This window comes from Geobacillus thermoleovorans (assembly GCF_001610955.1).
In the GTDB taxonomy this organism is placed as follows: domain Bacteria; phylum Bacillota; class Bacilli; order Bacillales; family Anoxybacillaceae; genus Geobacillus; species Geobacillus thermoleovorans.
On the sequence record NZ_CP014335.1, the window covers coordinates 123,420 to 135,389 of the forward strand.

13 protein-coding genes and 1 rRNA gene are annotated in these 11,970 nt (G+C 52.8%); 12 read left to right on the top strand and 2 right to left on the bottom strand.

What is annotated here, in order from left to right; all coding sequences use genetic code 11:
- Positions 1-30 precede the first annotated feature (30 nt).
- From rplQ to GT3570_RS00775, 10 genes are all read left to right on the top strand, one after another.
- A complete protein-coding gene (gene rplQ, locus GT3570_RS00730; protein ID WP_011229646.1) occupies positions 31-393 on the top strand; it encodes a 50S ribosomal protein L17 in 363 nt (120 codons plus the stop codon).
- Between the two features lie 117 nt (positions 394-510).
- A complete protein-coding gene (locus GT3570_RS00735) occupies positions 511-1,350 on the top strand; it encodes an energy-coupling factor ABC transporter ATP-binding protein (protein ID WP_011229647.1) in 840 nt (279 codons plus the stop codon).
- Complete coding sequence (locus GT3570_RS00740) at positions 1,326-2,198, top strand: energy-coupling factor ABC transporter ATP-binding protein (RefSeq protein WP_011229648.1); 873 nt, start codon at positions 1,326-1,328, stop codon at positions 2,196-2,198. The genes GT3570_RS00735 and GT3570_RS00740 overlap by 25 nt, the downstream gene beginning before the upstream one ends.
- On the top strand, positions 2,191-2,988 hold the full coding sequence (locus tag GT3570_RS00745) for an energy-coupling factor transporter transmembrane component T family protein (protein ID WP_011229649.1): 798 nt from the start codon (positions 2,191-2,193) through the stop codon (positions 2,986-2,988). Before GT3570_RS00740 ends, GT3570_RS00745 begins: the two co-directional genes overlap by 8 nt.
- 12 nt (positions 2,989-3,000) lie before the next feature.
- Positions 3,001-3,777, top strand: a complete 777-nt coding sequence (gene truA, locus GT3570_RS00750) for a tRNA pseudouridine(38-40) synthase TruA (RefSeq protein ID WP_011229650.1) — start codon at positions 3,001-3,003, stop codon at positions 3,775-3,777.
- Positions 3,778-3,956: 179 nt separating this feature from the next.
- Positions 3,957-4,394, top strand: coding sequence for a 50S ribosomal protein L13 (gene rplM, locus GT3570_RS00755; RefSeq protein ID WP_011229651.1), 438 nt, complete (start codon positions 3,957-3,959; stop codon positions 4,392-4,394).
- Between the two features lie 20 nt (positions 4,395-4,414).
- On the top strand, positions 4,415-4,807 hold the full coding sequence (gene rpsI / locus GT3570_RS00760; RefSeq protein WP_011229652.1) for a 30S ribosomal protein S9: 393 nt from the start codon (positions 4,415-4,417) through the stop codon (positions 4,805-4,807).
- A 119-nt stretch (positions 4,808-4,926) separates the two neighbouring features.
- Positions 4,927-5,367, top strand: coding sequence for a YbaK family protein (locus GT3570_RS00765; protein ID WP_011229653.1), 441 nt, complete (start codon positions 4,927-4,929; stop codon positions 5,365-5,367).
- A 66-nt stretch (positions 5,368-5,433) separates the two neighbouring features.
- A complete protein-coding gene (gene cwlD, locus GT3570_RS00770; RefSeq protein WP_011229654.1) occupies positions 5,434-6,150 on the top strand; it encodes an N-acetylmuramoyl-L-alanine amidase CwlD in 717 nt (238 codons plus the stop codon).
- Positions 6,151-6,344: 194 nt separating this feature from the next.
- A complete protein-coding gene (locus GT3570_RS00775) occupies positions 6,345-7,361 on the top strand; it encodes an Mrp/NBP35 family ATP-binding protein (RefSeq protein ID WP_011229655.1) in 1,017 nt (338 codons plus the stop codon).
- 86 nt (positions 7,362-7,447) lie between these two features.
- Here GT3570_RS00775 and gerD read toward each other — a convergent pair whose 3' ends face one another.
- Positions 7,448-8,074 (bottom strand): spore germination lipoprotein GerD, encoded by a 627-nt coding sequence (gene gerD, locus GT3570_RS00780; RefSeq protein ID WP_014194611.1) that lies wholly within the window; start codon positions 8,072-8,074, stop codon positions 7,448-7,450.
- Between the two features lie 149 nt (positions 8,075-8,223).
- On the opposite strand from gerD, the gene GT3570_RS00785 reads away from it, so the two are divergent.
- The gene (locus GT3570_RS00785) at positions 8,224-8,823 is read left to right on the top strand and encodes a KinB-signaling pathway activation protein (protein WP_011229659.1); all 600 of its coding nucleotides are present in this window, start codon (positions 8,224-8,226) and stop codon (positions 8,821-8,823) included.
- A 136-nt stretch (positions 8,824-8,959) separates the two neighbouring features.
- Here GT3570_RS00785 and pdaB read toward each other — a convergent pair whose 3' ends face one another.
- Positions 8,960-9,715: a polysaccharide deacetylase family sporulation protein PdaB gene (gene pdaB / locus GT3570_RS00790; RefSeq protein WP_011229660.1), complete on the bottom strand. Its 756-nt coding sequence runs from the start codon at positions 9,713-9,715 to the stop codon at positions 8,960-8,962.
- Between the two features lie 672 nt (positions 9,716-10,387).
- Here pdaB and GT3570_RS00795 point away from each other — a divergent pair.
- Positions 10,388-11,945 (top strand): 16S ribosomal RNA (locus GT3570_RS00795).
- Positions 11,946-11,970 lie beyond the last annotated feature (25 nt).

The following is an 11,970-nucleotide window of genomic DNA, read 5'->3' on the forward strand; positions in this document are numbered from 1 at the left end:
ACACATCACTTTAAAAGGGAGGGACATTTGATGTCGTACAGAAAATTAGGACGCACGACTTCGCAACGAAAAGCACTGCTTCGCGACTTGGCAACAGACTTAATCATCAATGAACGCATTGAAACGACGGAAGCGCGGGCGAAAGAACTGCGCTCGGTCATGGAAAAAATGATTACGCTCGGCAAACGCGGCGATTTGCATGCCCGCCGCCAAGCAGCGGCATTCATCCGCAAGGAGGTCGCCAACAGCGAAACCGGCCAGGATGCGTTGCAAAAGCTGTTCAGCGACATTGCGCCGCGCTACCAAGATCGCCAAGGCGGCTATACGCGCATTATGAAACTTGGTCCTCGCCGCGGTGACGGGGCGCCGATGGTCATTATTGAACTCGTGTAACGGTTTCATTTCAACAAGGGCGAGACAGTTTCGTTTGAACTGGATCTATGCCCTTTTTTTGTTTACCATCATTTAGCAGGCTGCGTTTGCAACGCGGCGAAGCAAGGGGAAACGATCATGGCCGAACCAATCTTGTCGATCGAGGGAGTGTCCTTTCGCTATCCAAATCAATCCGACTATGCGGTGCAAAACGTCAGCTTCACGGCCGAGCGCGGGGAGTGGTTAGCGATCGTCGGCCATAACGGATCCGGCAAATCGACCATCGCTCGGATGCTGATCGGCTTGCTTCGGCCGGAGCGGGGCGCCATTCGCTTGTTTGGACGCCTTTTGAACGACGCAACCGTTTGGGAGGTGCGCCGCCGCGTCGGCCTTGTGTTCCAGAACCCGGACAACCAGTTTGTCGGTGCGACCGTGGAAGACGACATCGCTTTTGCCCTTGAAAACAACGGCATTCCGCGCTTGGAAATGGTCGAGCGCATTCGCGAGGCCATTCGCCAAGTCCATATGGAGCCGTTTCTCCATTATGAGCCGCACCGGTTGTCTGGGGGGCAAAAACAGCGCGTCGCCATCGCTGGCATTTTGGCGCTCCGCCCCGATATGATCATTTTGGACGAAGCGACATCGATGCTTGACCCGCGTGGAAGGGAAGAAGTGCTTGAGACGGTGCGCCGCCTGAACCGCCAGCAGCGCATTACCGTCTTGTCAATTACCCATGATTTGGAAGAGGCAGCGAAGGCGGACCGTCTCATTGTGATGAACAAAGGCGAAGTGATGGCAGAAGGGACGCCGGAGCAAATCTTTCGGCTCGGAAGCAAGCTCGAGCGCATCGGTCTTGATTTGCCGTTTGCCGTGAAAATGGGCAGTCGCTTGCGGGAACAAGGCATTCCGCTTCGGGCTGGATATTTCACGACAGAGGAGTTGGTCGAGGAGCTATGGACATTGTATTCGAAAAAGTAGAGCATGTGTACAACGCCCGTTCACCGCTTGCCCGTCGGGCGCTCTATGATGTCAATGTCGCAATCCGAAGCGGGGCGTACGTTGCCGTGGTTGGGCATACGGGCTCAGGAAAATCGACCCTCCTTCAGCATTTAAACGGGTTGCTGCAGCCGACAAGCGGCGCGGTGAAGATCGGCGAAGAGACGATCACGAGCCATAAGCGGCCAAAGCAGCTGAAACCGCTGCGCAAAAAGGTCGGGGTCGTCTTCCAGTTCCCGGAGCACCAGTTGTTTGAAGAAACGGTGGAGAAAGATATTTGTTTTGGCCCGCTCAATTTTGGCGTGCCGGAAGACGAGGCGAAGCGGAAGGCGCGGGAGCTCATTAAGCTCGTCGGATTGAGTGAAGACGTATTGGCGAAATCGCCGTTTGATTTGAGCGGAGGGCAAATGCGGCGCGTCGCCATCGCCGGCGTGCTCGCGCTTGAACCAGAAGTGCTCGTGCTCGATGAACCGACCGCGGGCCTTGATCCGCGCGGGCGCAAAGAGATGATGGAGATGTTTTATCGCCTCCATCGTGAGAAGCAGTTGACAACCGTTCTCGTCACCCACAGCATGGAAGATGCAGCTCGGTACGCTGATGAAATCATCGTCATGCATGAAGGAACGGTATGGGGCCACGGAACGCCGGAAGAGATGTTTCGCGACGCTGACAAACTGGCTGCCATCGGTTTGAGTGTGCCGGAAACGGTCAAATTGAAACAGCAGCTCGAAAAGCGGTTCGGCGTTGTCATTCCGTCGCCATGCTTGACGTTGGAACAGACAGCGGAAGCCATCCAGCAATTGTTCTCCAAGGTGAGCGTCCATGACTAATCATTTGATTATCGGGCAATATGTGCCTGGTCATTCCGTCATTCATCGCTTAGACCCGCGCGCCAAACTATTGATCGTGTTTGCTTACGTCCTGATCGTCTTTTTGGCGAACAATGCGGCGACGTATGCACTGCTGTCGCTGTTTGCGTTTGCCTTTGCAGCTCTGTCTCGCATCCCGTTTTCGTTCATTGCCCGCGGCTTGAAACCGATTTTATGGGTCGTTTTGTTTACATTGCTGTTGCATCTATTCATGACGAAAGAAGGAGACGTCATCTACCAAATCGGTGCGCTCTCTGTATATGAAGGCGGCATCAAGCAAGGGGTCTTTATTTCCCTAAGGTTTTTGCTCCTTGTATTGATGACGACGATGTTGACGTTGACGACGACGCCGATTGAAGTGACCGACGGCGTCGAAAGTTTGCTCGGGCCGCTCAAAAAGATGCGCGTTCCTGTCCATGAGCTCGCCTTGATGATGGCCATTTCGCTTCGATTCATTCCAACATTGATGGAAGAGACGGAAAAAATTATGAAAGCACAGGCGGCTCGTGGTGTTGATTTTTCTGGCGGCCGTTTTTCCGAACGGATGAAAGCCATTGTCTCACTGCTTGTGCCCCTGTTTATCAGCTCGTTCAAACGAGCCGATGAGCTGGCGACAGCCATGGAGGCGCGCGGCTACCGCGGCGGGGAAGGGCGGACGAAATTCCGCCAGCTCGCTTGGAAGCCGGTGGACATCGCGTTTTTAGCGGCTGTGGCGCTGCTGGCCGTATTGCTTTGTTTATTACGCTCATAGCGGAGGAAGGCCATGACACAACGGATCAAATGCATCATCGCCTATGATGGCACCCACTTTTCCGGCTACCAAATCCAGCCGGGAAAGCGGACGGTGCAAGGCGAGTTTGAGGAAGTGCTTCGGCGGATGCATAAAGGGACAAAAGTGCGTGTGGCGGCTTCCGGAAGGACGGATGCCGGCGTTCATGCCTATGGGCAAGTGATCCACTTTGATACGCCGCTTTCCCTTTCCTCGGAGCAGTGGAAAAAGGCGTTGAACGCCCAGCTGCCGGATGATATCGTCGTTCGCTTTGTACAGGAGGCCGATGCAGACTTCCACGCCCGTTTTTCGGCGAAAGCGAAAGAATACCGCTATAAAGTATGGACGGCTGCCGAGCGCGACGTGTTTCGCCGCCATTATTGCGCATGGCATCCATATTCGCTTCATATCAGCGCGATGAACGAGGCGCTTCGTTTGCTTCATGGAACGCACGATTTTACAAGCTTTTGTTCCGCAAAAACGTCGATCGAAGACCGGGTGCGCACCATGTATCGGGCTGAAGTGAAGGCCGACGGCCCGATGCTCGAGTTTCGGTTTGTCGGCAGCGGCTTTTTGTACAACATGGTGCGCATTATCGTTGGCACGGTGTTGGAGATCGGCCAAGGGAAGCGTTCTCCCGCCGACATTTCGACACTGCTTGCGGCGAAAGATCGGCGCCTCGCTGGTCCAACCGCGCCGGCCGAAGGGCTGTATTTATGGCGCGTATACTATGAGGATGAATGTTTGGTTCACTCATTGGTGGATGGCTGATGGTTTTCTCCGGCTTTTTAAGACAACGAGTCCTTGTGTAACATCTTCTTGACATTGGCGCGCCGGCAAGCTATTATATCATATGGCATGTATTTTCCACGATTAGCCCCGGACCATAATCGTGTTGAAATAAACGACCATTTTGTTTGTTCATTTTTTTATTTTAGGAGGGAACTGCATTGCGTACGACTTATATGGCGAAACCGAATGAAGTAGAGCGTAAATGGTACGTTGTCGACGCAGCTGGCAAAACGTTAGGCCGCTTAGCCAGCGAAGTAGCGGCGCTGTTGCGCGGCAAACATAAACCGACGTTCACTCCGCACGTTGATTGCGGAGATCACGTCATCGTCATCAATGCGGACAAAGTCGAACTGACTGGGAAAAAGTTGACGAAAAAACTGTACTATCGCCACAGCTTATATCCGGGTGGCTTAAAAGTAAGAACAGCGCTGGAAATGCGTACGAACTACCCGGAACAAATGATCGAACGTGCGGTGCGCGGCATGCTTCCAAAAGGCAGCCTTGGCCGGCAAATGTTCAAAAAGTTGCACGTTTACCGTGGAAGCGAACATCCGCATCAAGCACAAAAACCAGAAGTGTATGAACTTCGCGGATAATCATAAGGGAGGGTATGATTTTGGCACAAGTACAATATTACGGCACAGGTCGTCGCAAAAGCTCGGTCGCCCGTGTCCGCCTTGTCCCGGGCGATGGCCGCATCATTGTCAATAAGCGTGACATTCGCGAGTACATCCCGACGGAAGCGCTCATCGAAATGGTAAAACAGCCGCTCGTATTGACGGAAACGCTTGGCAGCTACGACGTTTTGGTGAATGTCCAAGGCGGCGGATTTGCCGGCCAAGCCGGTGCGATTCGCCATGGCATCGCCCGTGCGTTGCTTGAAGTCGATCCGGAATTCCGCACGGTGCTGAAACGGGCCGGTTTGCTGACGCGCGATGCTCGCGTTAAAGAACGCAAAAAATACGGGCTCAAAGGCGCCCGCCGCGCTCCGCAATTCTCGAAACGTTAATCGCGTGATGTTCCAACCCAGCCGATTTGGCTGGGTTTTTTGCTTATTTCTGCCTTTCGCCCGCGCGTATGATTGTGAGCGATCGTTAGACACTACATCGTAAAGGAGCGTGAAAGACGATGACAGTCATCACTTCATTGGCGGAAAAAAGGCAGGAAAAGCAGCTTCGCTATGAACGGAACATGTTGCGCGAACTGTCGCTTGAGAAATTACGGACCAAAGCGCTTGAGCACTTTGTTCCGTTTTATACGGCGTATCGGATGTTCCCATCCGTTGTTGAGGAAGGCTGTATTGATCTGGCCATTGAAGCGTATTTGCTCGGCGCTCGCTACAGCCGATTCGGCTATTATGGGGAGCCGGCGGCCAGCGTACGTTGTCGATGTGCTCAAGAAGAAAAATATTTGATCGATACGCTGTTTGATTTTCTTTGCTTTTGGGGCAATATCGACAACGATTTCCTCAGCCAGTCGCTGTATGACGCGTGTGAACAATATATCGGCAACTGGTGGACGGAAGGATTTGAGCGGGGCAAAAAACGGCGTCGTCTAAAACTTCGCTGAATGAGTTCTATTCCCGCGCCTTGTCCCATATAAGATAGAGAAGGGAAACGTGCGGGAGGAGAAACAATGAGAGAAAAATGGAAGTGGCTGGTCGCTTTTGCTGCCGTCGCCCTTATGAGCACTTTGCTATTTCCGTCTTTATTTTCCGATTTGACATCAACAAAACCATGGAATCTCCCATTATCGGGGAGAATCATCGTATTGGACCCCGGCCATGGTGGGCCGGACGGCGGCGCCGTCGGTGGCGAGGCGGTGGAAAAGGACATCGCGCTCAACGTGGCGAAAAAGCTGCGCGATTATCTGCAGCAGCAAGGGGCGCTCGTCCTGATGACGCGCGAGACGGATCGGGACTTGGCCAGCCCGTCCACACGCGGCTACAGCCGACGGAAAACGGAGGATTTGCTCGAACGAACGGCTTTCGTCAATCGATCGAATGCCGATCTTTTCATTAGCATCCATCTCAACGCCATCCCGTCGCCGCGTTGGCGAGGAGCGCAGACGTTTTATTACGGGTCGTTCATCGAAAACGAGCGGCTGGCGAGATTTATCCAAGCGGAATTGCGGCGCAATTTGGAGAACACCCATCGACTGGCAAAAATGATTGATACCGTCTATTTGCTCAAGCATGCAAAAATCCCCGGCGCGCTTGTCGAGGTTGGGTTTTTGTCGAATCCCGATGAGCGAGAGCTGCTTGTGTCTGATGGCTACCAAACGAAGCTGGCCGCCTCGATTTATAAAGGAGTGCTCCGCTATTTTTCCAATGAACATACGCCTCGCGAGTAGCGGGGATTTTTTAAGGTCGGAACAGAGGAGACAGACAGCCGACCGGCCTTGTTTCGCCAAAAGGAATTAGAAATTCCCCCCTTTTCAACCGCGGGGACGTGCGGGAGCAAGTCAAACATGGCGGCCGTCTGCCGATTTATGGTATGATAACACGTAGAAATGACCATTGATTTGCAAAAGGGTTGGTGAATACGATGTTGACGGAAACTGAAGTGCGCGCCATTCTTGAAAAGATGAAAGATCCCTTTTTAAACAAAACGTTTAAAGAGACGAATGCCATCCAAGAAATCAAAATTAAGGAAGAGAAAAACCATGTCAGCGTGAAAATCGCGCTCGCCAAAACCGGAACGCCCGAGCAGCTTCGCGTGCAAACGGCGATCGTCGAGCAGCTGAAAGACGCGGGCGCTGCGACGGTCGGGCTGCGGTTCGCCGAACTGCCGCGCGACGTGGTGGAGAAATATAGCGAAAACAAGCAAAAAACGACGTATATCGCCATTGCCAGCGGCAAAGGTGGAGTCGGCAAGTCGACCGTTTCCGTCAATTTGGCGGTCGCGCTCGCCCGGCTCGGCAAAAAAGTCGGGTTGATTGACGCGGACATTTATGGGTTCAGCGTTCCGGACATGATGGGAATCACCGAGCGCCCGACGGTGAGGGGCGACAAAATCATCCCGGTCGAACGGTTTGGCGTAAAAGTCATTTCGATGGCCTTTTTCGTCGAGGACAACGCCCCGGTCATTTGGCGCGGCCCGATGCTTGGGAAAATGTTGAACAACTTTTTCAAAGAGGTCGAATGGGGAGACTTGGATTACTTGCTGCTTGACTTGCCGCCTGGTACGGGCGACGTCGCCTTGGACGTCCATACGCTCTTGCCGTCGTGCAAAGAAATTATCGTCACGACTCCGCATCCGACCGCTGCGTTTGTCGCTGCCCGCGCTGGGGCAATGGCGTTGCGCACCGAACATGAAATTATCGGCGTGATCGAAAATATGTCGTACTACGAGAGCCGGAAAACAGGGGAGCGGGAGTATGTCTTCGGCAAGGGTGGCGGAGAAAAGCTGGCCAAAGAGCTGCAAACCGAGCTGTTAGGGCAGCTGCCGCTTCAGCAGCCGGATTGGAACGACGACGACTTCGCTCCGTCCGTTTACGCAGAAGATCATCCGATCGGGAAAATTTATATGGATATCGCCCGCAAAATCGTTGCAAAATATTAATCGGTTTCACAAAAAGCGTCCGATGGCGAGAAACCGCCGATTAGAGCGTTGGCGGTTTTCAGCGCACGGACGCTTTTTTTGCTTGATTAACCTCCTCCGCCTTGTTGGTTGCCGGTGCTTTCTTCTCCCTCTCCCCCTTCCCCTCCGCCTTCTTCTTGTTTTTCTCCGCCTTGCTGAACCTTTTCAGCTGCTTTCATCAACATATCTTGAATTTTCGCCTGATACAGCGGGCTGTTCAACGTTTCCGTGATCACCTTTTGCAAATGCTGGCGGAACTCTTTGCTTTTTAAGACATCGACCATGGCTTTTTCCATTTCTGGATCTTTTAAAATATCGATCATCAGCGCCTGGTAATCGGGATCTTTCATGAGCGCCTTCATCATTTTTTCATGTTCTGCTTGCAGCCCTTTGGCAAAACTTTCAGCGAATTTCGGGTCTTTTAACGCACTTTCCCAGAACTTTTTTCCTTGATCGGATGTCAGCATTTGTTGCAGCGTTTCTTTTACAGCTTTTTGATCTATGACTAGTTGCTGCTTCATCTGATCTTCCGACATAATATCTTGAATCGCCTTTTTCCCCTCGTCGGTTTTTAAAATGTCAACAACCATCTTTTTCGTTTCGTCATAATCCGGGGGAGGGGGGCTGATTTCTTGAGGGGCACAGGAACCAAGAACGAGAAAACTGAGCAAGAGGAGCGGTAGGCATTTGTTCATGAAAGTGAGCTCCTTTCTGCAAAAATCCCTCACCCTTAATATGAATGTTGGCGAAAAAAATATACATGGGGGAGATCGGAGCTGGCTTTTTCACAAGGGCGCTGGTAAAATGGTAAGCGGGTTATGCTGAAATGATGGAGGATGAAGCTGTGAACAGCCGCAAATGGGTGCGTTTATTTTTATCGACGCTGCTGATCGGCGGCATCGCCACGGCGGCCGTCGGCATTGTGTTCAACTGGGAAGAATTCGGGCGCTTGCTGTTGCGCCTGGAAATGGTCGAATTTATGGCTGTTTTGTTATGGCATATCGGTGTTGGCTTTATTTTCAGCGTCATCAGTCAGGCGGGGTTTTTTGCTTATTTAACCGTCCACCGGTTCGGGCTTGGCATCTTCCGTTCGCTATGGAACGCTGTGCAGGTTGTTTTGATCATGTTCGTGCTGTTCGATTTAGTGTATTTCCGCTACATGGCGTTTGCGGACAAGGGCGATTCAATCATTCCGTATCTATTGACCGCATTGTTCATTTTGGTGGTTGGTCTCGTTGTTGCCTACGTCAAGAGCGCACAGACGAACAAAGGGGCGTTCGTTCCGGCTTTGTTCTTTATGGTCGTCGTTACGGTCATTGAATGGTTTCCCGTGTTGCGCATCAACGACCGTGATTGGCTGTATTTGATGTTGATTCCTTTATTAGTATGCAATGCATACCAGCTTCTTATACTGCATAAATTGACAGGCAGCGCGAAACAATAAAGAAAGCAAGGCGCCGCCTGTTTTCTTATGGCAGCCGCGAAAAAAACGGCTGTTCGCCAAAAGCCAATCATTCCAATTGGCGGCTTGTCTGCCGCCGCAATCCAGCCGCACCGGCGCAGGCCGCTGTCGGAACGTGTCACTCGATCCCGCGGCTTTCGGCTTCGCCATTCGCCAACAGCTCGGAGAGGTTGACGTTTTTGTAGCCGTTTTCTTTCATGGAAGCGATAATTTTCGGCAGCGCTTTGGCTGTCTGTTTTGCCGAATCAGATGCGTGAAGGAGCACGATATCGCCCGGTTCCAGGTCCCTCGTGACGTTCTCAACAATTTGGTCTGTCCCAGGGTTGAGCCAGTCTTTCGAGTCAATGCTCCAATGGACGACAGTGTAGCCGAGGGACTGAGCAACTTTTAACACATTTTTGTTGAAGTTCCCCCCAGGGGGGCGCAGCAGCTCAACCTGTTTAATTCCCAACATGTCAAACACTTTTTTCGCCATGATTAAATCTTGACGGATTTTGGCGTTCTCAAGTTCCGTATAGTTGACAAAGTTATATCCCATACTGCCAATCTCATGCCCCTCCTCTTTGATCCGCTTCACTACGGCTGGATGGCGTTCGGCCCATGAGGCGGATAAAAAAAAGGTCGCGTTTTGAATCCCGTGCTGCTTCAAGACATCCAAAATTTTGTCTGCATTCTCATCTCCCCAGCTGATATCGAACGTCAACGCCACCTCATTGCGGGCGTTGTCCACTTTATATACCGCCTTCGGCCCAGAAGGAAGCGAAAAAACTGGACGGTTCATTTCATAAGCGTACAAGACGACGGCGGTGAAAAAGGCGGAGCAGATAATAATGAGAGCTTTTTTCAGCGTCCGTCCGTTCAACGCGTAAAACATGACATCGGCCCCCTTTTTTGCATTGTAAAATCGTTGTCCTAATAACATCTTATGCGGACAGCCATGGCGGTTATGAAACTTATTTGCCAGTCCTCTTACCGTCGAAGAGATGGAGGAAGCCTAAAGGAACGGTCTGGCGTCGGTTCCTGAAATTCCCCTAAAAAAGATATTGCATTTTTGATTGGTAAGTGGTATATTAAAAATCGTCGCTAATCGGACAGAGTGTTCGATAGCGGTGAGTGACGAAAAGCAACGGAAAAGATCTTGACAAGAAAAAAGAGGTATGTTAGTATAAAAGAGCTGTTTGCAAGAGGAAGATTCAACTATTCTTCAGTTCAAGACTGCAAATCAGCAGAGAAGTTGTTTCAATGCAGCAACTTTGCGCCTGTGTCTTCTAGTGAATTCGGGGGGATTGGGTTCCTCGGCGCAAGACTGCAACGAAGCAAGTTCAAGAAGAGGTCTCGTTCCTTGAAAACTGAACGAAACGAAGCGCGAAAGAAAAGCTGAGGCCCGCGGGTCGCCGCGATGGGCAAATGTTCTTCGCCTGCAGGGATTTACAATCCCGAAGGCGAAGGTGATTTGACCCCGAGCGGCGGCGGGCCGAAGCTGGACAATACGAAAAGCGGAGGCCGCTTTGGCCGAAGTTGGATAATGCGAAAAGCCAATCAACTTTCTTTGGAGAGTTTGATCCTGGCTCAGGACGAACGCTGGCGGCGTGCCTAATACATGCAAGTCGAGCGGACCGGATCGGAGCTTGCTCTGATTTGGTCAGCGGCGGACGGGTGAGTAACACGTGGGCAACCTGCCCGCAAGACCGGGATAACTCCGGGAAACCGGAGCTAATACCGGATAACACCGAAGACCGCATGGTCTTTGGTTGAAAGGCGGCCTTTGGCTGTCACTTGCGGATGGGCCCGCGGCGCATTAGCTAGTTGGTGAGGTAACGGCTCACCAAGGCGACGATGCGTAGCCGGCCTGAGAGGGTGACCGGCCACACTGGGACTGAGACACGGCCCAGACTCCTACGGGAGGCAGCAGTAGGGAATCTTCCGCAATGGGCGAAAGCCTGACGGAGCGACGCCGCGTGAGCGAAGAAGGCCTTCGGGTCGTAAAGCTCTGTTGTGAGGGACGAAGGAGCGCCGTTCGAAGAGGGCGGCGCGGTGACGGTACCTCACGAGGAAGCCCCGGCTAACTACGTGCCAGCAGCCGCGGTAATACGTAGGGGGCGAGCGTTGTCCGGAATTATTGGGCGTAAAGCGCGCGCAGGCGGTTCCTTAAGTCTGATGTGAAAGCCCACGGCTCAACCGTGGAGGGTCATTGGAAACTGGGGGACTTGAGTGCAGGAGAGGAGAGCGGAATTCCACGTGTAGCGGTGAAATGCGTAGAGATGTGGAGGAACACCAGTGGCGAAGGCGGCTCTCTGGCCTGCAACTGACGCTGAGGCGCGAAAGCGTGGGGAGCAAACAGGATTAGATACCCTGGTAGTCCACGCCGTAAACGATGAGTGCTAAGTGTTAGAGGGGTCACACCCTTTAGTGCTGCAGCTAACGCGATAAGCACTCCGCCTGGGGAGTACGGCCGCAAGGCTGAAACTCAAAGGAATTGACGGGGGCCCGCACAAGCGGTGGAGCATGTGGTTTAATTCGAAGCAACGCGAAGAACCTTACCAGGTCTTGACATCCCCTGACAACCCAAGAGATTGGGCGTTCCCCCTTCGGGGGGACAGGGTGACAGGTGGTGCATGGTTGTCGTCAGCTCGTGTCGTGAGATGTTGGGTTAAGTCCCGCAACGAGCGCAACCCTCGCCTCTAGTTGCCAGCACGAAGGTGGGCACTCTAGAGGGACTGCCGGCGACAAGTCGGAGGAAGGTGGGGATGACGTCAAATCATCATGCCCCTTATGACCTGGGCTACACACGTGCTACAATGGGCGGTACAAAGGGCTGCGAACCCGCGAGGGGGAGCGAATCCCAAAAAGCCGCTCTCAGTTCGGATTGCAGGCTGCAACTCGCCTGCATGAAGCCGGAATCGCTAGTAATCGCGGATCAGCATGCCGCGGTGAATACGTTCCCGGGCCTTGTACACACCGCCCGTCACACCACGAGAGCTTGCAACACCCGAAGTCGGTGAGGTAACCCTTACGGGAGCCAGCCGCCGAAGGTGGGGCAAGTGATTGGGGTGAAGTCGTAACAAGGTAGCCGTACCGGAAGGTGCGGCTGGATCACCTCCTTTCTAAGGACGAAGAAAAGCGGAAGCG